We start from the raw sequence: 21916 nt of genomic DNA, 5'->3' as shown, positions 1-21916 counted from the left end.
AAAAGCGGCGGAAAAGGGACTTCCCCTATTCCACCGCTTTTCTTTTGTCGTTTATGGCAACTCGATCGAAACTTCCCGATTCGCCTCGGCGGAACGTAACACTCCGTCGATAATCGCTTGCTGGATAAGGATTTGCTCGCCCGGAATCGGGGCTGGGCGTCCATCGCGCACCGCTTCGGCGAAATCCCGCACCTTCTCGTCGAACAGATTCAGCTTGTGCTCGATAAGCGGAATCGGAGTCTGCGTATGGCCGCCGAATTCGTCGTGGTATAGCGTGATCGATCCCACGGAGCCATCCCATACTCCGGACCATGGCCCGGTACCCGCCGACGTGACCTTGAGCCCTGCATCGGTGCCGAGGAACATCGTCGCGCCGAGCGTATCCATGTGCATCGCCCACGAGATCTTGAATTGCAGGACAAGGTCGTTCTCGAAGCGCACCATGGCGACGCCGAAATCTTCGACTTCGAACTTGCTGGCCTCCGGATGATAGAGCGGATTGCGGCCGAAATGATTGCTCGTGAACGCGGAAACGGATACCGGACGAGGGTAGCCCATCGTATTAAGCGCCATATCGAGAGAATAACATCCGATATCCGCCATCGCGCCCGCTCCTGCCAGTTTCTTGCTAATGAAGGTTCCGCCCGGCATTCCCCGGCGACGTCCGCCGCCGGTCTCGGCATAATATACGTTGCCGAGTCGTCCGGATTGCACGATATCCTGCAGCAGCTTCATATTTGGATCATAACGCGGTTGGAAACCAAGCGTTAACATATTTCCCGTTTCCCGCGCCGCTTGCGTCATCTCCAGCGCTTCCTGAAGCGTGACCGACATCGGCTTCTCCAATAACACTTGTTTACCCGCCCGCAGCGAATCGACCGTAGTCGCATGGTGAGAGACGTTAGGAGTACAAATGCTAACCGCGTCGAGTTCCTGTTCCAATAGTTTCTGATGTCCATCGTATGCCGCAGCTCCTACAAGCTGCTCCGCTTCGACGAATTGACCCGCTTTGCCAGGTATGACGTCGGCAACCGCGACGATCTCCACGAAAGGTAACTTTCTATAAGCCGATACGTGAGCTCTTGCGATTCCGCCGCTGCCGATGATGCCGATACGTAGATTTTTACTCATAAGGATCCGGTTCCTTCTTTCTCGCGTTGAGTTTGATAGGCTGCTCGATTGTCGCCGGAATGTATCCGACGATAAGCGCTTGGCGTAACTTCATACTTGCTCTTGAACACGGGGTACAAATAATTCGGGTTCGCGTAGCCGTGATTTAATGCGATCTCTTCGATCGGTTTATCGGTTCGTATGAGCTCGGAGCAAATGCCGGTCAACCGAACATGCTCCAAATAATCGCGGAACGTCGTCTGGCCTTCGCTGCGGAAAATACGCTGCAACTGCCTCGGACTGATATTGATCGTTTCCGCTACTTGCTCCAAGGAAATCGGCAGGCCTTCGTTATCTTGAATATATTGCGTCGCAAGCTCATAACGATGATAATTCATGTCCCGTTCGGGAATTGCCGGTTTCCCCTCGGTACTATCGAACAACCTGGTCGTACGTAGAAGAATTTGTACGATGGCTTGTTTCATCAACGTATAGAATCCGCTCGGCTGCTCTTCCCAAATCCGATAAGCTTCCAAGAAGCCGTTCATCGCGTGGAAGCGGTCAACGATCGGAATAGCAGGTATACGATCAAGTGCCGTAATGCAGGCGCTTGCCTCTCTCGCCTCCATGTCGTCTCCCCAGCTTTGTCCCACTGGTCCCGGAGTTTCCTCTAAAGGAACGATGTCCAGGTGCAAGCAAAGCTCGTACATCGGATCGTCAAGATCGGATTCTTGGTAATGCACGAGCTCCGGTCCCGTCAGATAGAATAGCCCCTCATGAAGATCAAAAGGCTGATCTACGAGAATAACTTTTCCTTTGCCTCTCGGGATGTAGTGAAACTCGTATTCGGAATGCTTGTGAAAGCTAATAATAGCGCCCGGCTGGAACGCCGCTAAGTGACATCGAAGCACTCGAATGCCATATCCGCCCCAACGGAACTGCAAATCCAACCGGTCCAGCGCATCGAATCTATTGGCCATGCGAGCATAAGGAAAAGGAGCCGGGCTTCCAACGGATTTCCGATCATGCGGCTTCTTGGTACCGAAGATGTCCTGCTTTTCCTTGTTGTCCGCCATTAAACGCTCCTCCTCTACGCCCGTCCGTCCATCCGAAGCTTAAGCCAACTCGTCGATCCGAATCGGACGTCCTTCCGCCACCGAACGAGTGGAAGCTTCCATTAAACGGGTTAAATCTACTGCCATTCCGATATTGTCCGTCGCTTCCGAATCGTCGCGAATATGCTCTGCCCATTGATCGAACGCGATCGGAAGCGGTTCGTCCGCTTCGAGCGTCTCCCATTTTCCGCTGCCGCTATTCGTGCGTACGCGCAGGACTTCTTCCGGGAAGCCGAACAACAGCGTTCCCTCCGTACCGTGCAGCTCGATGGAAAACGGAGAATGGCTGTTCACGAAACCCGCTTCCACGATCCCTAATGCCCCTTCCGAATAGCGAAGAACGGAAACGGCGTTATCTTCGACTTCCCTGCCCGTCACGTAACCGAAATTAGCGCTAACGCTCTCCGGCATACCCAAGAACCTCCGAACGAGATACATCGGATGGCATCCAAGGTCGATCAAGGCGCCACCGCCGCATTGCTCCTTCGAATAGAAGTGATCGGGCAGCCAATTCGCGACTCCGCCATTATGGGACAACCGTACCCGAGCAAGCGTAAGCTTGCCGAGCGAACCATCGCGGACGAACTTTTCTATCGTTTGCGTGTAGCCCGCATATAGACGAGGAAGCGACACGGTTAGTTTAACTCCCGATTCCCGGACGGCGGCAAGGATCTCTTGCACTTCTTTGTTCGTCGGCGCGACTACCTTTTCCGTGAAAATATGTTTACCCGCGCGAGCAGCCTTGACCATCACTTCGCAGTGAATGTTGGTCGGCGCATCGACGATAACGGCATCGATGTCGTCTCTGGCCAGCATCTCGTCGAGAGACGAATAGTAAGGCACGCCGTATTGAAGCGCCTTAGCCTGTCCGCGTTCCGATTTCTCGTCCCAAATCGCGACCAACTCCGTAGACGGATTATCGATCGCTTGCTGAGTGTACTCATCCGCGTGAACATGCCAGTAACTGATTTTGCCAATCCGAATCATGTGTAAGCCTCCTTGGCCATCTACTTTAAATATACGACAACAATTACAGATTACACAATTGTTAATCCATATATAATGAGTTTATGTGCCATATCGACTATGAAATTACGACATCATCGCGAGCGAAACTCATCTTGCTTGATTGTAATCCCTTGAAAGGCTACGATAGAATCAATGAGTAACAACCTATTTAAAAGGAGCATCTCCATGATCGATATGAAATCAACCCTGAACCTTACCATACAGAAATACGCTTCTCGCTTGACCGAAATCGCGGCCTTCATCGGAGCTCATCCGGAGTTGGGGCACGAGGAGCAACAAGCGTCGGCCTTGCTCGTTGCCGAGTTGGAGCAGCTCGGATTCCAAGTCGATAGAGGCGTTCTCGGACTAGAAACCGCGTTTATCGCGGAGTACCGCTCCGCCAAGTCCGGACCGATCGTCGCGCTGCTCGCGGAATACGACGCCCTTCCGGAGATCGGCCACGCCTGCGGCCATCATCTGATCTGCACGATGGCGCTTGGCGCCGCCGCGGGACTTCGCGCGGTAGCGGACGAGACGGGCGGAACGATCCGGGTATACGGAACGCCCGCCGAGGAAACGAAGGGAGCCAAGATCGATATGACCGCGGCCGGCTTATTCGATGACTGTGACATCGCGATCATGGCGCATCCTTATTATGCATACGAGCGTTCCGGTTCTTCGCTCGCGATGGATGCCCTGCAATTCGAATTTCACGGCAAAGCCGCCCATGCCGCGGCGAATCCCGATCTCGGCATTAATGCGCTCGACGCCGTTATTCAGCTGTTCAACTCCGTCAATGCTTTGCGCCAGCAGACGAGGGACGATGCCCGAATTCACGGAATCATCTCCAGCGGGGGGCAAGCGCCGAACGTGATCCCGGATTACGCCGCGGCCCGGTTCTATGTTCGCTCGGCAGCCCGCGCTTACACGGATGAGCTCACGCGCAAGGTGACCGCCTGCGCCGAAGCGGCCGGTATCGCGACGGGTTGCAAAATGACCGTCAGCAACTACGAATATTCCTACGATGAACTCCGTACGAACCAAGCATTGTCGGACGCCTTCACCGCGAATCTGTTCGCGAACGGAATTTCCGAAGCCGATATCCAGCCCGGCAATGATCACGGTTCGATGGATCTCGGGAATGTATCGCTGCGGTGTCCGGCTATCCATCCGTTCATTCGAATCGTCAACGAACCCTACCAGTTGCATACCGTCGAATTCAGGGACGCGGCGCAAACCGGGCAAGCCTACGAGGCCATGGTATTCGGAGCGAAAATGTTAGCCTCCACCGCTTACGACGTTCTGACGGATAGCGAATTGTTGCAACGAATCAAAGCGGAGTTCTCGGCCGTATAATCCCTCTCGCCTTCCCCAGATTTACGGTTTCTCGAGCCGTCGCGTTAGTCAGTATCCGGCTGACGCGGCGGCTCTTTCGTTTGCCGAAAATAGCGAATAGAAGCGAACGTTATCGAACTGCGGAATCCGCTTATAAACTCCATTGAAAACTATCATTTATCGTTATTCTTTCCCATAGTTGGCGCTCTCGGCGTGCATTAGAATCTTGTTGATTCAATAATTATCTGCAAGCGAGAGGAGTCATTGATGCTATGGTTCATGCGCTAATCGAAAGTCGCCGCACGAGGATTATCGCTTTCTGGATGAGTTTGACGTTGGTCTTGTCTTTGGGGTTATTTCCTCCGAAAGCGTTTGCGGTGGAGATCTTGCCTCCGCAGCAGTTTACGGCGGTTGAAGTCACCGCCAATAGCGTGACTTTTACTTGGAACCGAGTGGAAGGTCTAAATTCGGAAAATAACGATCCCGATTACGGCTACGACCTATGGAATGCCGCAACTGGCGATTGGAGGAAGTGGCTCGGAAGCTCTCCGACGGCCGACAACGCGAACGTGCTTACGGGTACATACGGCGGGTTATTAGCCGATACGGAATATTCCTTCTATCTTACCCCCGGCAAGAAAACTCCCTCTGACGACCACTCGACTAAAAAAAGCGCCATCGTCACGATCAAGACGGCTCCCGGGGATCCGAACGCGGAACCTAAGCCCCCTCTCGCGCCGCCGCATAATCTTAGAGTGACCGACGTGACGGAATCGGGCATTACGTTAAAGTGGACCGGCAGCCCCGGGGCGAACGGTTACGATATGTACATCACCGGCGGAAATCCGAGCTACGCGGGCATATGGGACGGATCGAACTCCTATACTTTTCCCGTCAGTCCGGCTACCGTCGTAGGCGCCGTATATACGTTCGAGGTCGCGGCGCAAAATCTGCCCGCGGTTTCCGTTCGCAGCAATCCCGTTAAGATCGCTTGGGGCCAACTCCAAGCTCCTCAAGACTTGCAGATCGTCACCGCGACCCGAACGACCGCTTCGCTCGGATGGGCGCCAACGCCCGGGGCGACCAGCTACGATATTTTCCGGAACGACGAATTCATAGGCACAAGCGATTCTAACCGGTACGTATCGTCAGGATTGACGGAAGGCGAATCGTACTCCTTCAAGGTCGTCGCCAAGAACAGGTTATGGCAATCTCCCCCTAGCAGCGAAACTACGGTTGTTCCGGGCGGCGATTACAATCTTATTACTTATTACACGTCATGGTCCGTCTATGAACGCGCATTTCAGCCGACCGACATCGATACGTCCAAACTGACTCATATCAACTATGCGTTTTCGGATTTATGCTGGAAAGGTTACGGATCGGGCGGGGTAAAATGCCAGAATGAAGATATCCCGCTGCAAAAGGATTACGTATTCGACGGAGAGATGGTTATCGGAGATCAAGAAGTCGATCTGCAAAATATGGAAACGCTAAGAACGATCCGGGCTCAACGGCCGCATCTGAATCTGATGGTTTCCGTCGGCGGTTGGTCCTGGTCGAAAAACTTCTCGAATATGGCTAAGACCGAGGAAACTCGCCGCGCCTTCGCCAATTCAGCCGTTAAATTCTTGCGCGAATACCGGTTAGATGGGCTCGATATCGATTGGGAGTACCCCGTTGAAGGCGGTTTGGAGAGCAATGCAAGAGGACCCGAAGACAAAGAAAACTTCTTGCTTATGGTCCGAACCGTACGCGAGGCGCTCGATGCGGCCGGCTCGACGGACGACAAATACTATTTGCTGACCATTGCTTCCGCGCAATCGGATGCGTTCGTCGCGAACGCCGATCTGGCTCATTCCTCCGCTTACCTCGATTTCATTAACATCATGACCTATGATTATAGCGGCACTTGGGAAGCGCTGGCCCATCATAACGCGCCCTTGTACCATGACGGCAAACATCCCAAAAGCTCGGCTCCGAGAAACAACGTTTCCGCGGCGGCCGAAGCTCATTTGAACGGCGGAGTCCCCTCTTACAAGCTCGTATTGGGCGTTCCGTTCTATGGCATCGGTTGGCTGGGATGTCCGCCGAACGGACAATATTTGACCTGCGAGGGAGGCGCGATTCCGGAAGGCGAATCTTTCGGAACCTACGAGAGCCGGGCATTCGACTTCGACGATATCGAGGCGAATTACTTGAACAAGAACGGTTACGTACGGCATTGGAACGAAGCGGCTAAAGTCCCCTACCTCTATAACAGCGAGAAACGCAGATTTATAACCTACGACGACGAACAATCGATGATGTACAAAACTTCCTTGATCAAATCTTTGAACCTCGCCGGAGCGATGAGCTGGGACATTAGCCAGGACGGCAATAAGACTTTATCCACCGTGTTAGCGCGGGACTTGCCCATCACAGGCACCGTAAATTCGGAAGTAGAGGCTCCGAAAAACATTCTAGCGAAATCTATCGGCAACACCTCGATCCAGATCAAATGGGATGCCTCCTCCAACGTTTCGGGATATGACGTCCTTGCGGGCCATACTTGGATCGGATATACGACCCAGACGGAGTTTAACATCCCCGGCCTGACCCCTAACACGGCTTATCGAATCAAGGTTATTGCCGTTCGGAAAGACGGCGATACGTTGAAGGGAGTTTCCAGCGCCAGCAACATTGATTTGAAAACGGCTAACTTGATTAGCGGAAGCGGGGGCGGCGGGGGCGGATCCCCGGCAACGGACCCCAACGGCAAAGGCGACCCAGCGGCGAACCCGTTGAAAGCCAAGGTAACGAAGGAAGGGAACAAAGCGATCTTCTCATTGGACACTGCCGAAGCCGTTAAATCGATTCAAGCTTCGAAAGCAACGACTTCGCAGATCGCGGTAAACACGGATGCCGAGAAATCGGAAGCGCTCGTCGCCATGGAAGTCATCGATGCCATTGCCGCCAAAGGCGAGCAAGCCAATCTTTCCTTAATCGTGAATCAGGTGGAATACCGCATTCCCATTAAGGCGCTTAAGCTCGGATCGGACATCGCGAGCCTTAGAATTACGCTTCAAGCTGCCGACCCGACGATTACCGCCGACTTCAAGGCCGAATCTCTAGCGCAAGGATTCAAGATTATAACGAATCCATGGGAATTCAAGATCGAAGCGCTGACTTCCGGAGGTAAAGCGACGGAGATCGAAGACTTCGGCAACGTCTACGTCAGTCGTTTCTTCAAGATTAGCGATTCGGGAATCCATAAGGAACGCGCGACCGGGATAGTATATACTCCCGGCAACAAAAAGGTATATCCCGTACCTACTCTCTTCGCCGCTAGCTCCGATGGAACGATCATCGCCGAGTTGAAGAGGACGGGGAACAGCATCTACGCGATCGTAGAGTCGGCCGCGCCCGACTTCGCGGATACGAACTTGAAATGGGCGAAACCGGACATCGAAAAGGCAGTTGCTAAAATGATTGCCTCGGGCGTCAGCCAAGATGCCTTCGGATCGAAGTCGGAGATTACGCGGGCGGAATTCGTCTCGATCGTCGTGAAGGCTCTTGGTCTCGTTCCCGGCGTGCAGAAGTCGCCGTTCAAAGACGTGAACGATCGGACGAAATTCGCGGAAGATATTATAACCGCGGTGAAGTACGGATTTATTCAAGGAAGATCGGCCGACGTCTTCGATCCGAGCGGCCCGATCACCCGCCAAGAAATCGCGGCCGTGCTCGAGAAAGCAATGACTTTCGGAGGTATCGCGAATACCGCCGAGCTTAACGTATTAACGCCCTACGCGGATCGATCGGACGTTTCCGGCTTTGCCGTTAATTCCTTAGCCTTCATGGTGGATCGGAAAATACTGACCGGAGTAACGCCGACAAAGCTCGCTCCGTTATCGAAGGTGACCAAAGCCGAAGCAACCGTAACCGCAATGAGAATGTTGCGGGCATTGAAGCTAATCGATTAACGTACGATTAGAAGAAGAAAGGCTGTCCGCGGGGTCTCAAGCGACCTCTCGCGACAGCCTTCCTTTTTTATCTCTAATCTATGGTAGTGATAGTGTGGCTAGGATAACGGTGTATCGCTTTTCGAGATCGAAGTCGACCTCGAATAGAGAAGGCGGTATTGCTCTGGAGTCATGCCTTCGTATTCCCGGAACCGACGGATAAAATAGCTGCTTTGATTAAATCCCGCTTGCTCGGCCACTTGCTTCACCGTTAATCTGCCGATCACGAGCAGCTTCTTCGCTCTGGCGATTCTCGTTTCTTGCAGGAAGGATGCCGCGGATCTGCCCATGACCCGTTGAAAGAGACGACAGAAATAAGTCGGGCTATATCCCGCGTGTCCCGCCATGCGATCCAAATCCCAATGCTCCTCGCAGCTCGCGGACATCAGGTCCGCCGTCTTGCGGATTCTCTCTTGATAGTCCAATCCCGGCGCGGCGGATAACCCTTCCGAGCTCCCTAGAAGCTCCGTCAGGATCTCGTACAAGATCGCGGATACCGTTGCCTCGTTGCCGCTTTCGTAAGAGGAGGACAGGTGCAATAGATTGTCCAACAACGCGCGTATCCGCTCCTGCCGGCCGAAGGTAAACAACCATGGGGCCCCTCTTCCTCTCCCCTCCAGTAAAGCATCCGCTCCCGTACCGTAGAAATGGATCCAATAGATGTCCCAAGGTTCCGATCGGCTTGTGAAATAATCCTGCTGCTCCCCGGGCGCGTATAGGAACCCGTTGCCTGATTGAAGCTCCGTTAATTGTCCGTTATGAACGACCGTTCCTTTGCCATCGAATAAGAGATGAATGTTGTAATAACCGAACAAACCTTTCGTCCGTCGTTCCCCGTGATCGGATTCATGAAAATACCGGCCGCACGATTCCGGGAACGCGACATATCTCCCAAAACCGGGCTTCGGCAAATAATGATGAGTTTTCATACGAACACTACTTTCGCAAGATATTGCTATACATAATAATAATATGTTATTTATCGGGAATTTGAAAAGGAATACAATCGGTTTAGACCCTAATATATTGTTATCTCGAACACGAGGAGCGTCAGTTATGTCCACTAAATCGTTAGGCTCGGATTCCTTTCAGCTAGGCGTGTGTTACTATCCGGAGCATTGGTCGGAACAGTTATGGGATGATGATTTTCGCCGCATGAAGGAGATGGGCTTCAGTATCGTCCGCGTCGCCGAATTCGCTTGGACGATCTTCGAACCAGAGGACGGCCGTTTCGCGTTCGATCTGTTCGATCGCGCGCTGGATACGGCCCATCGCCACGGATTAAAAATCATAATGGGGACGCCTACGGCAACTCCTCCCGCCTGGCTCACTCACCGCTATCCCGAAGTATTGAACGCGCGCCCTGACGGCGTCGTCTATCGGCACGGGCAACGGCGCCACTACAACTATAGCAGTCCGGTATATCGCTTCTACTGCGAGAGAATCGTGCGGCGGATGGCTCGGCACTATTCCGAACATCCCGCGGTCGTAGGGTGGCAGATCGACAACGAGTTAAACTGCGAGACGAACGATTTCCACTCCGATGCCGACCATATCGCGTTCCGTCAGTGGACTCGGAAGCAATACGGCACGTTAGATAAGCTTAACGTAGCCTGGGGAACCGTATTTTGGAGCCAAACTTATACGGACTGGGAGCAAGTATTCCTCACGAGACCGACGCCGTCGAATTCGCCGAACCCTCATCAACTGCTGGACGAGAAAAGATTCATATCCGATAACGCGATTTCGTTCGCGCGCTTGCAAGCGGATATTATTCGCGAAGACGCGCCTAACCATTGGGTGACGACGAACGGTTTATTCGGACGTCTGGACAATCACGAGATGACCGATGAACTGCTGAATTTCTTCTCCTATGACTCTTATCCGCAGTTCAGTTCCCTGGAGGACCCGGATCATCGGGAGTCCTTGCGAGATCGCAAATGGAGTTTGTCGCTAAGCGAGTCCCGCTCCGTCTCCCCGCAATTTTGCGTAATGGAACAACAATCCGGTCCCGGAGGTTGGGTTAACCAGATGGAAATGCCAGCTCCGAGACCTGGCCAAGCCCGGCTGTGGACTTACCAATCGATTGCGCACGGAGCCGATATGCTGCTTTACTTCCGCTGGAGAACGGCCACGATGGGAACGGAAATCTACTGGCACGGAATCAACGACTATCATAACCGTCCCAATCGCAGGGTTCGGGAAATCGCGCAGGTCGGGGAAGAGCTTGGCAGAATCGGCAGCTTGATTACCGGCAAAAGCTTTCAAGCTTCCATCGCGTTGTTGGAAGATTACGATAACGTCTGGGATTCCGAGTTCGACGTTTGGGTTAGGCCGCTCCGCTGGAAGAGCCGCGACAGCTGGCATAAGGCTTTGCAAGAACGGCATATTCCCGTCGACGTCGTCTACATGCGCGAATCTACTACGCTGGAGGATCTGCAGCGTTACGAGGCACTCGTATACGCCCATGCAACGATCCTGACGACCGAGAGAGCCGCGTTGCTGGACGCCTATGTGAAAGGCGGCGGCACGCTGATTATGGGTGCCAGAACCGGTTATAAGGATCAACGGGGCCAATGCCGCATGATTCCGTTCCCCGGTCTAGCCGCCGATTGGTGCGGCATAACGGTCGAGGACTTTACCTTGTGCAATGCCAACTACCCGGCGGCCGGAGCGCAATGGAACGATAGCGGGCTTTCTCCGCTCTCAACTGCCATATTTAACGAAGTATTAAGCGTAGAGTCGGAAACCGCCGAGATTATGGCCACGTATACGTCCGAGTATTATTCCGGTCAAGCGGCTTTATCCCGTAACCGGTACGGCCAAGGAACGGCTTGGTATCTCGGCTCCGCCTTCACCGAGGAAGCCGTCCACGGTATCCTCGATCGGATCGGCATCGCTTCGCCTGCCGAAGGCTGGGTCGAGCTCCCTAAGCAAGTGGAGCTCGCTATTCGCGGCGACATCGCGTTCTTGCTGAATTATAGCCAAGAGCCGGTCCAGTTGAACTTCTTGCAGCCGGTGACCGATCTGCTCTCGGGAAATCGATTATCCGAACTATCGGAACTTTCTCCCTACGGCGTGCTTGTCATCCAACGTTAGGGCATTATTCAGGGCAATCGCTTACGAAATGATTTAAGGATGAGTAATCCTTAAGGGATAACTGTAACTGTTCCTTACTGGCTGGAGAACGAGCGAAATAGCGGTGCCCAGCACCCTTATTTCTCCAGAAGCCTGCTCGCGGAGCGAAATAGCGGTGCCCAGCACCCTTATTTCTCCAAAACTTGCTCGCGGAGCGAAATAGCGGTGCCCAGCGCCCTTATTTCTCCAGAAACCTGCTCACGGAGCGAAATAGTGGTGCCCAGCGCCCTTAATTCTCCAGAAGCCTGCTCGCGGAGCGAAATAGCGATGCCCAGCACCCTTATTTCTCCAGAAGCCTGCTCGCGGAGCGAAATAGCGGTGCCCAGCACCCTTATTTCTCCAGAAACCTGCTCGCGGAGCGAAATAGCGGTGCCCAGCGCCCTTATTTCTCCAGAAGCCTGCTCGCGGAGCGAAATAGCGGTGCCCAGCACCCTTATTTCTCCAGAAACCTGCTCGCGGAGCGAAATAGCGGTGCCCAGCGCCCTTATTTCTCCAGAAGCCTGCTCGCGGAGCGAAATAGCGGTGCCCAGCACCCTTATTTCTCCAGAAACCTGCTCGCGGAGCAAAATAAAGATGCGTTTGTTTCAATTTCGTAAGCGAATGCACTAGGGCAATCATCCTTCCCAAATAGGAAAAGCGGTCGAACCGGAGGCGTATCCCTCTAGCTCGACCGCTTTTTACATATCCTTTTCCATTCATAATAAGCTATAATGCTCTTAGCTATACTTTATATATTATTGATCATATGGAGGCGTTCCTATCATGACAACACCATCCACGGAATCTTACACGATCCCTAAAGTACCCGAAGTCATAGAGTGCTCCATTGAGAAAACATTGGACGTCATCGGCGGAAAATGGGCTTTTCTCGTACTAAGGGAGTTGTTCTGCGGCACCCGGCGTTTCGGAGAGCTTCAACGCAGCATCGCTTCCGTCAGTCCTCGCGCGCTTACGAGCACGCTGCGGCACATGGAAGAGAAAGGCGTTCTGACTCGCACCGTATTCCCGACCGTTCCGGTAACCGTCGAGTATACGTTAACTCCCAAAGGAGAAGATCTGCACCAAATCGTCAAGGAAATGAAGCTTTGGGCGGCCAGATGGAGCTAATGCCGATGCTGACGGTCTCTACGATCGTCTAGAGAACCATTTTCCGATTCGCTCCGTATCCTCAACGGGAAGCATGCGCGCGGTCAAAACAGTCCCTTTCAACCCACCCATCACGGCCGCTCGTACGTCTCTTCGGCCTTTGCGGCGCTGAATAACCGATGCATGCATCGTTAACGCTTGGATATGTTTTCTGCGCATCCACGCGGTCGTAACCGCAAGCCTGCGATGCCTCAGCACGAAATGGCTTCCGTCCGTCCCCGCGGCCTCGCTGCGAAATTGCGCGTATCCCCACCACGCGACTAGAGGAAGCAGCAATAGCGCCGGCCAAGCCAACGCGAAACCGAATCCATAGATAAGTCCGGCTGCGGCTACTCCCGTTACGATCGCCTTCCACCGGACAAAAGCAAGCCAAGCTTTGCCTTCCGGAACGATCGTCGGAGCAATCGGCTTAACATCCGGCATTAGGCTTGCCAACAAACCTTCTAGCTCGTCGGCTTTTAAGTAGGGATGGAGCATAACCGACGTTTCCTTATCGGATTGCACGACCAGCAATCGGACTTCCCCCCGTCCCAACGGCTTGCGCAATAGCCCTTCGACGAATAGAACCGCTTGAACTTTAGCCACGGAGAACGTGAGCTGCCGTTTCTCTAACAAGCCATGGCTGACCGTAATTCGATCCCCGTTCCGTTCAAGTTTAAAGCCCGCGTATTTCCATACGTAAAGCCCGATAGACAATACCCAAGCCAACAATAAAGCGACTCCCGACCAAATCACAATCGCGAATGGCCCGTTCAAACTCTTCATCGCGGTATCGGCAAGGGATTCATACACCGATTTTCCTAGAATATCGTCCGCGAACGATGCAATTCCTGCTATAAAGGCCAACGTTAACTGAATATTGGTGGTCGTAAGCGCGGCTAAGGTCAATGTCTTCGAAGATACGTGTATGCTCTGTATGCTCGTCGGTGCGGTTTCGTCCGCCGCCAGCATAGCGATCGGTCGAGAGGCCGTCCGCGCAATCGATTCCGAAGCCGAAGACTGATCTTCCTCGACAACCGGGATCTCCTCTAAGTCTCTACGCGCCAGCGCTTGAATAGCTTCGGCTTCCTCGAGCGATACCGCTCGAATGACGACTTCCGGCTTTCCCCCGCCTCCCGCGGTTTCGACGACAACCTGCGAGATTCCTAACATCCTTTGGATAAACGGCTGTTGAATTTGAATCGAGTGCACGCGATTGCGATGAATCGCCTTGACCTGTCGAAACAATACGCCGCTTCGGACAAGCAACTGCCGATCGTCTCTGACATAGGTAAACCTGCGCCACGAAAGATATCCGGCAACGAATTGCACTACAAAAGCGGCAACAATGCCGTAAAAGACGATCGGCGGCCATTCGTCCGGATTTCCCCTGCGATTAATAACGACGAATACAACAATCGGAACAAGAAGGGGTTTAAGCCATTCCGCGATAATCACTAGGAAATAGAGGGGATGCTGACGGCGGACCACAGGCTCAGACATCGTCTTCCCTCACTCTCGCCCATACGGCTATTCTCCGCTGCACAGCCTCGGCATGATCCTTTTCCAACCCATGAATAGAATGCTTAGTCGCTGCCGTAACGATAACGACATCCGCCAATTCCTTCTTGCGCATAAGCGGTCCGCTGGTCAGTTCGACATGTTGAACCTTAACCATCGGAATGACGATATCCTGTATCCACTACATTTACGCGACGCTATACCGATATATAGTAAGTATACTTGCTAACATCAGACCTCAAAGGGAGAAGACCAACATGATGAACAATGTTTCCGTTAGAACGAAGCTGCTTTTTTTACTCCTTACCCCGCTTGTTTTATTTGCTGCTACAGCGCTCTACCTTCTCCAACTTAACTCCTCGAACATCGATAAACTGACGGACGTGCTTTACGAGACTAGCAACAAGGCTACGAGTCTCGTTCTGAACGCGGACAGGGATATGTATCAAGCCTCCAGCGCTTACCAGCAATTGCAATCCGCACACGTAACGCAAGAGAAAAAGAGCAAATCTATCCATGATTTCAACGAAAACGTGCAGCAGGCAAACGAACGGATTAACGAGGCGTTAACCATACTCGCTAACAAGCGTTTGAGCGGCTTAAGACATGAATCGAGCAACAAATCGATCGACGCGATCATGGAAGAGGTCGATGTTCGTTTTAACGAATGGGCACAGGAAGCGAATACATATATTAAGTCGAATACCTTTACCGTAGAGAACGAAACGAAGCTGCAGCTAGACTTCGAAGTCGCGCGCGGGAACATCAACGAGTTCGGCGAAATTCTCGAAACTTATGCCATGGGCGAATTGAAAAAGATCACGGCAAACAAAGAGCAGTCCGATATGCTCATCTATGGCACGTTGATTGTTGAGTGGATTCTCTTGCTCTTATTCGGAGCGATACTCATTCGCAAAGTAAGCAGAACGGTTTCCTTGGTTCAGTCGAAAACGAAACAAGTCTCGTTGGGCGATCTCAAATACGAGCCTCAACCTAAGTACGATAAGGACGAGCTCGGGCAAATCTTAATGTCGGTAGACGGGATGATCGGCAAAATGCGCGAGTTGATCGGCAGCATTGCCGATAGCGCCTATCAAGTCGAGACGGCATCCGAGGAGCTGGCGCTAAGCGCACGGGAATCTTCTTCCGCAGCCGGCCATGTCGCGGATAATATTCAAGAGGTGACATCCCTCGTCGATACCCAATCGAATGTCGCGGATGAAACGACCAAAGCGATCGGCGAAATGTCTTTTGGCGTTCAGAGAATCGCCGAAAGCACGAACGCGATCTCCGATCATTCCTACCAAACGAATCTCCAAGCCGACCAAGGCAGCGAGCTGTTACAAAAGATGAAGATGCAGATGGAGCAAATGTTGGGAACGATCATGGAACTCAATCGCAGCGTAGACACCCTGAACGATAAATCGGCAGAAATCGGCTCAATTACGGAAAACATCACGAACTTCGCTACTCAGACGGGGATTTTGTCGCTAAATGCTTCTATTGAGGCCGCCAGAGCCGGAGAACATGGCCGGGGCTTCGCGGTTGTCGCCCAGGAAATCCGCAAGCTTGCGACTCACTCGCTAGAATCCGCCCAAAGCATCAACGATCTCATTGCCGATACGAGAAGCGAGATCGAACAGGCTTCGGAATATATGAAAACGACCGCTTTCCAGTTCGAAGAAGGAAACTCCATCATGGACAATGTGGCCATCGGCTTTGAAACGATCGTGGAATCCATCAAACAAGTCGCCGAACAAATCCACGATACGTCGGCGATCACGCAACAAATGTCGGCAAGCTCGGAAGAAGTATCGGCAAGCATGGAGCAATCCTCATCCTCCGCGCGAGAAATCGCCGGCAAGGCGCAGAACGTCTCGGCGGCTACGGAAGAACAGCTTGCCCTAGCCGAGAATATTGCTTCCTCATCCGAGCAATTGCAACATATCGTGAAGAACCTCAACGCTTCCGTCCGGTTTTTCAAACTATAGTCTGCAAATTCCGTCAACGCATCAAAAAAAGCGGGCTTAGCGCAATTGCGCTAAGCCCGCTTCTTCCGTTAACTTCCCAATATTTTTTTCATTCTGCCCGGATAATCGGTAATGACGCCCGAGACGCCGTATTCGATCATCAGCCGAATTTGTTCCTCTCCATTAACCGTCCACGGATATACCCGAAGCCCTTGACGCACCGCTTCGCGCGCGTCTTCGATGTCCAGCTTGCCGAAGTAGGGATGGAGGGAATACACCGGAACGGTTAGCTGATTTGTCGGATCGGCAAGCGTTGCCTTATCCTCATATAGGAGACCGATTCGCGCTTCCGGTTCGATTTGTTTTAAGACCGCCAAGCAATTGAAATCGAAAGACGACACGACAACGCTCGAAAGCCTTGCCGTTCGCCGAAGCAATCGGGCTAAAGTCGTTTCTAAGCGTTGCTCGAACGAACTCTTGATCTCTATATTGATCATAATGCTAGAAGGAACAAGTTCGAATACTTCCTCTAGCAAGGGGATTCGCTCGCCCGCATACTTCTCGCTAAACCATCCGCCGGCATCCGCCCGCTTTATTTCCGCTACGGTCAGCTCCCGGATCGCACCGGTCCCGTCGCTCGTTCGGTCGATCGTCTCATCGTGACAGACGATAATCTCCCCGTCCTTGGACAGGTGAATATCCAATTCGATCGCGTCGCAGCCTTGCTCCATACCTAGCCGGAACGCCGCGAGCGTGTTTTCCGGCGCTTCTCCCGCCGCGCCTCTGTGCGCGATGATCAGAGGCTTATGATGGATTGCCATTCCTCCCGCTTCCTTCCCTCATGATATCCATTCGATGATAGAAATGAATATACCTACGGCGGGCTGGCGCTGTCAAGACAAAAAAAGCAGGAGGTCATCCCTCCTGCTCGAGCCTGCTCTTCAAACGAAAACTATTCGTTTACTTCATAAGTCGTCACGACATTATCTTTCGTAATCGTAATGACGTTATCAACGGAAGTGACGACGGCTTGCGGATTCAATAAGGAGATTAACATAACCAGAATCGCGATTTTATTCATTTTCATTCACCCCATTTTTCATAGTTTCGAGCTTATCTATATTCTAATTACACCGACAATCGGATTTTTAATCATTTATTCATTTTTCTCATTCAGCTCTCAACAGAGGCTGGAGCGACTGTAAGATTGGTAATTGTGAGTCAATTCTGAATCGGCTATACTTTAACTAAGGAAGGTGATTAATTTGAATTTCGTCAGAAAAATAACCAACAGCGATGCTCTAAAGCATATCGTCGATCTCCCTGAAAGCCTTCGGAATCAGGATGTTGAATTAATCATATTACCTATCGGAGACCCATCTCCATTCAAACTTTCAGTTCCCTCTTCTCCCACCGCTAGAGGCGCATTGAAACAGTACTCCAAATTGGATTTAATCCAATACGAACAAGATGCCTGGGAAAAGGGTGTGCAAGAAAAACATGAACATCGTTGATGCAAATTTAATTTTGCGGTACTTGCTTCAAGATGTTGATCAATTCTTAGAACAAGCCCGAGAAAAGATTGAAGACCACTATATTTTTATTCCGAATGAAGTTATTGCCGAAGCCGTTTATGTATTGGAAAAGATATATAAAGTGGAGCGAGTTCATATCTTTGATTCGTTACGGAACTTACTTTCCTACGGCAACACTATCAATGCATGACAGAAATATCCTGATCGAAGCTTTAAAGGTCTACAGTGATATAAAAATCGATTTTGTTGACTCCCTGCTTTTCGCCTACTCGAAGATAGGTGGGTATACTGTTTTCACTTTTGACAAGAAGCTTAACCAAATGATTGATGATCTACACAACGCTTAATAAAATAGGCTTCTCACAAAGTTCAATCTGAACTTGTGAGAAGCCTAATTTTTCATCATGTAATCAAATGACGTTTTCTAACTTGAGACCCTATGCTACTCAAGGGATCTCAGGTCAGTTTACATCATGCCGCCCATTCCGCCCATATCAGGCATTCCGCCGCCTGCCGGTTTGTTCGGTTCCGGCTTGTCGGCGATAACCGCTTCGGTTGTCAAGAAGACAGCCGCTACGGATGCAGCGTTCTGCAACGCGGAACGAGTAACTTTAACAGGGTCGATGATGCCCGCTTCGAACATGTTAACCCATTCGCCGGAAGCAGCGTTGTAACCTGTGCCGACTGCTTCCTTCTTCAGACGCTCAACGATAACGGAGCCTTCTTGGCCAGCGTTAGCAGCGATCGTACGAATCGGCTCTTCGAGAGCGCGAAGGATGATGTTAACGCCTGTTTTCTCGTCGCCTTCCGCGCTTACAGCAGCAACGGCAGCGTATACGTTAACGAGGGCAGTACCGCCACCGGAAACGATACCTTCTTCAACAGCCGCGCGAGTCGCGTTCAGAGCATCTTCGATACGAAGTTTGCGCTCTTTCAATTCTGTTTCTGTAGCTGCGCCGACTTTGATTACCGCAACGCCGCCAGCCAGTTTAGCCAGACGCTCTTGCAATTTCTCGCGGTCGAAATCGGAAGTCGTATCTTCGATTTGCGCTTTGATTTGGTTTACGCGAGCATCGATATCGGCTTTGTCTCCAGCACCGTCTACGACGATCGTGTTTTCTTTGTTTACGCGCACTTGACGTGCCGTACCCAATTGTTGGATCGTAGTCGATTTCAGCTCTAAGCCGAGTTCTTCCGTGATCACTTGACCGCCGGTAAGAGCGGCGATATCTTGCAGCATCGCTTTACGACGATCGCCGAAGCCAGGAGCTTTAACGCCGACGCAAGTGAACGTACCGCGCAGACGGTTAACGACGAGCGTAGACAATGCTTCGCCTTCGATGTCTTCCGCGATGATCAGCAATTGCTTGCCGGATTGAACGACTTTCTCCAGAACAGGCAAGATCTCTTGAATGTTCGAGATTTTCTTGTCCGTGATCAGGATCAGCGGGTTATCCAGATTAGCTTCCATTTTGTCCGTATCGGTAATCATGTACGGAGTGATGTAGCCGCGATCGAATTGCATACCTTCAACGACTTCAAGATCCGTGTTGAAGCCTTTGGATTCTTCAACGGTAATAACTCCGTCTTTGCCGACTTTATCCATCGCATCGGCGATCAGTTGACCTACTTCATCATCGGCAGCGGAGATTGCAGCTACTTGAGCGATGTCGTTACGACCTTCAACCGGTTTAGAGATTTTTTGCAATTCTTCAACTGCCGCTCTAACCGCTTTATCGATACCTTTACGGATAACCATAGGGTTAGCGCCAGCCGTTACGTTTTTCAAGCCTTCGCGAATCATCGCTTGAGCAAGAACCGTTGCCGTTGTCGTACCGTCGCCGGCGATGTCGTTCGTTTTGGTTGCGACTTCTTTAACCAGTTGCGCGCCCATGTTCTCGAATGCGTCTTCCAGCTCGATTTCTTTCGCAATCGTTACGCCATCGTTCGTGATCAGAGGAGAACCGAATTTTTTCTCCAGAACGACGTTACGACCTTTAGGTCCAAGCGTTACTTTAACTACGTTCGCCAATGCGTCTACACCGCGAAGCATCGAGCGACGAGCGTCTTCGCTGAATTTAATTTCTTTAGCCATCGTTAAGTACCCTCCTTAGAATCTGTTAATATTAATTAGCCTACGATCGCGTGAATATCGCTTTCTTTCATGATCAAATACTCTTTGCCTTCGTATTTGATTTCCGTACCTGCATATTTAGAGAACAATACGCGGTCGCCTTCTTTTACCTCAAGCGCGATCCGTTCACCGTCTTTAGTTAAAGCTCCGCTACCCACCGCGATAATCGTTCCTTCTTGCGGCTTTTCTTTTGCGTTATCCGGCAATACGATACCGCTGATCGTTTTTTCTTCTTTTGCGTTCGCTTCTACGAGAACGCGGTCACCCAAAGGTTTAATCATGTAAATAGCCTCCTTCTTAAATTTTAAGTTTTATTTGAAGCCATTCTTCTGTTAGCACTCAATTGTGTTAAGTGCTAATAACCATTTTCTATGATACGGTTTTTACAGATGGTTTTCAAGTCCTTTTGCGTTAAAATGCATTAAAACCTATACAAAAAAATGCGAATCCGCGTTTATAGCGGATTCGCATCGAATGAATTGGCCCATTCCCCATCGAGATTACTTGGAGAACAACCGTAATTAAGTTTTGAAGTTTCCGACGAGACCCTTCAGCCTGGAAGCCATCGTGCTGAGATTCTCGGCCGTACGCGCCATCTCCTCCGTAGAAGACAATTGCTGCTCCGTCATCGCCGATACTTGCTCCGTGAAAGAAGCCGTTTCTTCGGTAATTCGGGAAATGTCTTGTATCGATTGAACGACGGATGTACTGCCGGCCGACATTTGCTCGACCGAGGCGGCGACATCGACGATGTTAGAGCTCAATTGACCGACCTTGCCGACGATATCGCGGAAAGTTTCCTCCGCATTTCCCATGCTTTCAACCGCCGTAAATACTTGCCCGGAGCTTTGTTCGAACATCGTCACGACTTGTCCGATATCGCTCGACATCGTACCGATCGTGTCTCCGATCTGAACCGCGGATTGCTGAGTCTGATCCGCGAGTTTGCGAATCTCTCCCGCGACGACCGCAAACCCTCTTCCGTGCTCGCCGGCGCGAGCGGCCTCGATAGCCGCGTTAAGCGCCAGCAAGTTCGTCTGGTTCGCGACTTCCGAAATATAGCCGATAACTTCGCGCACCTGCTCGGATTTGTGGTTCAACCCTCTTACCACTTCTTGAAGAGAACGGAAGGCTTTGCCGACTTGGGCGATTTCCACCGAGGTCGATTGCAGCAGCTCGGACCCGGCTTCCGCTCGGCTAACGGTCGATTGCGCCGCATCCGATACTCCCGTTGTCGTTGACGCAACCTGATTCAAACCGTCTAAAGTTTCTTGCATCGTCGCCGAAATTTCCTGCGATTGCGCAACCTGGGTTTCCGAGCCTGCCGCTACTTTCTCTACCGCTTTGGATACTTCGCTGCTCACGCGAGCGTTCTCGTCCGCGCCCTGCTTGAGCAAGATTGCGGAAGCGGCTAACTCCGCCGTGCTTTCGCGCAGCTCCTTCATCATCTTCTGCAAGCCGTCGAGCATATGATTAGCCGCGCCTGCAAGATCCCCCATCTCATCGGTGGATCGGATATGTATGCGTCTCGTTAAGTCTCCTCCGGAAGAAGCGATATTCCTGAGCGTGGAGGTTACGCCGCCAATGGATTCGGTCAGATTGCGTACCAACCACATTAAGCCTAAACCGCTCGCGCCCGCGATGATCAGGATAATGACGATCATCTCGATGAATAAAACCTTATGTTCCGCGAAATCCATTCCCGTTAACAGTAGTACGAACGCCAATGCCAGCAACACAATCATGCCTACGTAACCTAACGTAATCTTACGACCTAAAGTCATATCGCGCATGCACTAGTCCCTCCCGGATTCGAACGGCCGTTGTAAGCCCTTACTTGAGACCAGTGTATCATAATTTTTCCATTTGGAATATCGAAATTTGATCCTTTATGGTTCTTTTTGGCGATATGGCTCGTTCTATA

19 protein-coding genes are annotated in these 21916 nt (G+C 51.7%); 7 read left to right on the top strand and 12 right to left on the bottom strand.

The features are described from left to right. Window positions 1-51: 51 nt before the first annotated feature. The 3 genes from HH215_RS31475 to HH215_RS31465 are packed head-to-tail and all read right to left on the bottom strand — an operon-like array spanning window position 52 to window position 3212. Window positions 52-1131: a Gfo/Idh/MocA family protein gene (locus tag HH215_RS31475; RefSeq protein WP_169283499.1), complete on the bottom strand. Its 1080-nt coding sequence runs from the start codon at window positions 1129-1131 to the stop codon at window positions 52-54. Continuing rightward, entirely contained in the window at window positions 1128-2186 is a 1059-nt protein-coding gene (locus tag HH215_RS31470; RefSeq protein WP_169283498.1) for an AraC family transcriptional regulator, read from the bottom strand. The genes HH215_RS31475 and HH215_RS31470 overlap by 4 nt, the downstream gene beginning before the upstream one ends. A gap of 39 nt (window positions 2187-2225) precedes the next feature. Further along, on the bottom strand, window positions 2226-3212 hold the full coding sequence (locus HH215_RS31465) for a Gfo/Idh/MocA family protein (protein WP_169283497.1): 987 nt from the start codon (window positions 3210-3212) through the stop codon (window positions 2226-2228). Between the two features lie 216 nt (window positions 3213-3428). On the opposite strand from HH215_RS31465, the gene HH215_RS31460 reads away from it, so the two are divergent. After that, window positions 3429-4589 carry a M20 family metallopeptidase gene (locus HH215_RS31460; RefSeq protein WP_169284671.1) on the top strand — a complete coding sequence of 387 codons (1161 nt, stop codon included), beginning with the start codon at window positions 3429-3431 and terminating at the stop codon, window positions 4587-4589. Between the two features lie 251 nt (window positions 4590-4840). Then, complete coding sequence (locus tag HH215_RS31455; RefSeq protein ID WP_169283496.1) at window positions 4841-8530, top strand: glycosyl hydrolase family 18 protein; 3690 nt, start codon at window positions 4841-4843, stop codon at window positions 8528-8530. A 98-nt stretch (window positions 8531-8628) separates the two neighbouring features. On the opposite strand, the gene HH215_RS31450 is transcribed toward HH215_RS31455, so the two are convergent. Then, window positions 8629-9498, bottom strand: a complete 870-nt coding sequence (locus tag HH215_RS31450; RefSeq protein WP_169283495.1) for a helix-turn-helix transcriptional regulator — start codon at window positions 9496-9498, stop codon at window positions 8629-8631. Window positions 9499-9625: 127 nt separating this feature from the next. On the opposite strand from HH215_RS31450, the gene HH215_RS31445 reads away from it, so the two are divergent. Then, the gene (locus HH215_RS31445) at window positions 9626-11668 is read left to right on the top strand and encodes a beta-galactosidase (RefSeq protein WP_169283494.1); all 2043 of its coding nucleotides are present in this window, start codon (window positions 9626-9628) and stop codon (window positions 11666-11668) included. 167 nt (window positions 11669-11835) lie between these two features. Here the strand turns inward: HH215_RS31445 and HH215_RS31440 are convergent, their stop codons facing one another. Then, window positions 11836-12240 (bottom strand): hypothetical protein, encoded by a 405-nt coding sequence (locus HH215_RS31440; RefSeq protein ID WP_169283493.1) that lies wholly within the window; start codon window positions 12238-12240, stop codon window positions 11836-11838. A gap of 229 nt (window positions 12241-12469) precedes the next feature. Here HH215_RS31440 and HH215_RS31435 point away from each other — a divergent pair, with 229 nt between their 5' ends. Then, on the top strand, window positions 12470-12814 hold the full coding sequence (locus HH215_RS31435) for a winged helix-turn-helix transcriptional regulator (protein WP_169283492.1): 345 nt from the start codon (window positions 12470-12472) through the stop codon (window positions 12812-12814). 18 nt (window positions 12815-12832) lie between these two features. On the opposite strand, the gene HH215_RS31430 is transcribed toward HH215_RS31435, so the two are convergent. After that, window positions 12833-14335 (bottom strand): PH domain-containing protein, encoded by a 1503-nt coding sequence (locus HH215_RS31430; protein ID WP_169283491.1) that lies wholly within the window; start codon window positions 14333-14335, stop codon window positions 12833-12835. After that, window positions 14328-14516, bottom strand: a complete 189-nt coding sequence (locus tag HH215_RS31425; RefSeq protein WP_510549644.1) for a PH domain-containing protein — start codon at window positions 14514-14516, stop codon at window positions 14328-14330. Before HH215_RS31425 ends, HH215_RS31430 begins: the two co-directional genes overlap by 8 nt. Before the next feature lie 94 nt (window positions 14517-14610). Between HH215_RS31425 and HH215_RS31420 the strand changes: the two genes are divergently transcribed. Further along, window positions 14611-16344 carry a methyl-accepting chemotaxis protein gene (locus HH215_RS31420; protein WP_169283489.1) on the top strand — a complete coding sequence of 578 codons (1734 nt, stop codon included), beginning with the start codon at window positions 14611-14613 and terminating at the stop codon, window positions 16342-16344. 68 nt (window positions 16345-16412) lie between these two features. On the opposite strand, the gene HH215_RS31415 is transcribed toward HH215_RS31420, so the two are convergent. Both HH215_RS31415 and HH215_RS36775 read right to left on the bottom strand, forming a co-directional pair. Beyond that, window positions 16413-17144, bottom strand: a complete 732-nt coding sequence (locus tag HH215_RS31415) for a glycerophosphodiester phosphodiesterase (protein ID WP_169283488.1) — start codon at window positions 17142-17144, stop codon at window positions 16413-16415. A gap of 131 nt (window positions 17145-17275) precedes the next feature. Beyond that, entirely contained in the window at window positions 17276-17404 is a 129-nt protein-coding gene (locus HH215_RS36775) for a hypothetical protein (RefSeq protein ID WP_256376656.1), read from the bottom strand. 184 nt (window positions 17405-17588) lie between these two features. Here HH215_RS36775 and HH215_RS31410 point away from each other — a divergent pair, with 184 nt between their 5' ends. Both HH215_RS31410 and HH215_RS36170 read left to right on the top strand, forming a co-directional pair. Then, window positions 17589-17837 (top strand): hypothetical protein, encoded by a 249-nt coding sequence (locus HH215_RS31410; RefSeq protein WP_169283487.1) that lies wholly within the window; start codon window positions 17589-17591, stop codon window positions 17835-17837. Beyond that, window positions 17824-18048, top strand: a complete 225-nt coding sequence (locus HH215_RS36170) for a PIN domain-containing protein (RefSeq protein ID WP_217362262.1) — start codon at window positions 17824-17826, stop codon at window positions 18046-18048. The genes HH215_RS31410 and HH215_RS36170 overlap by 14 nt, the downstream gene beginning before the upstream one ends. A 276-nt stretch (window positions 18049-18324) precedes the next feature. Here HH215_RS36170 and groL read toward each other — a convergent pair whose 3' ends face one another. From groL to HH215_RS31390, 3 genes are all read right to left on the bottom strand, one after another. Further along, the gene (groL, locus tag HH215_RS31400) at window positions 18325-19953 is read right to left on the bottom strand and encodes a chaperonin GroEL (protein WP_169283486.1); all 1629 of its coding nucleotides are present in this window, start codon (window positions 19951-19953) and stop codon (window positions 18325-18327) included. 35 nt (window positions 19954-19988) lie between these two features. Further along, complete coding sequence (gene groES / locus HH215_RS31395) at window positions 19989-20273, bottom strand: co-chaperone GroES (protein ID WP_130605926.1); 285 nt, start codon at window positions 20271-20273, stop codon at window positions 19989-19991. 240 nt (window positions 20274-20513) lie between these two features. Beyond that, window positions 20514-21785 (bottom strand): methyl-accepting chemotaxis protein, encoded by a 1272-nt coding sequence (locus HH215_RS31390; RefSeq protein WP_169283485.1) that lies wholly within the window; start codon window positions 21783-21785, stop codon window positions 20514-20516. Window positions 21786-21916: the final 131 nt, after the last annotated feature.

The organism is Cohnella herbarum (assembly GCF_012849095.1).
Classification (GTDB): domain Bacteria; phylum Bacillota; class Bacilli; order Paenibacillales; family Paenibacillaceae; genus Cohnella; species Cohnella herbarum.
Note: the sequence above shows the minus strand (reverse complement) of the source record. Positions and strands in the feature narration are given on the sequence as shown.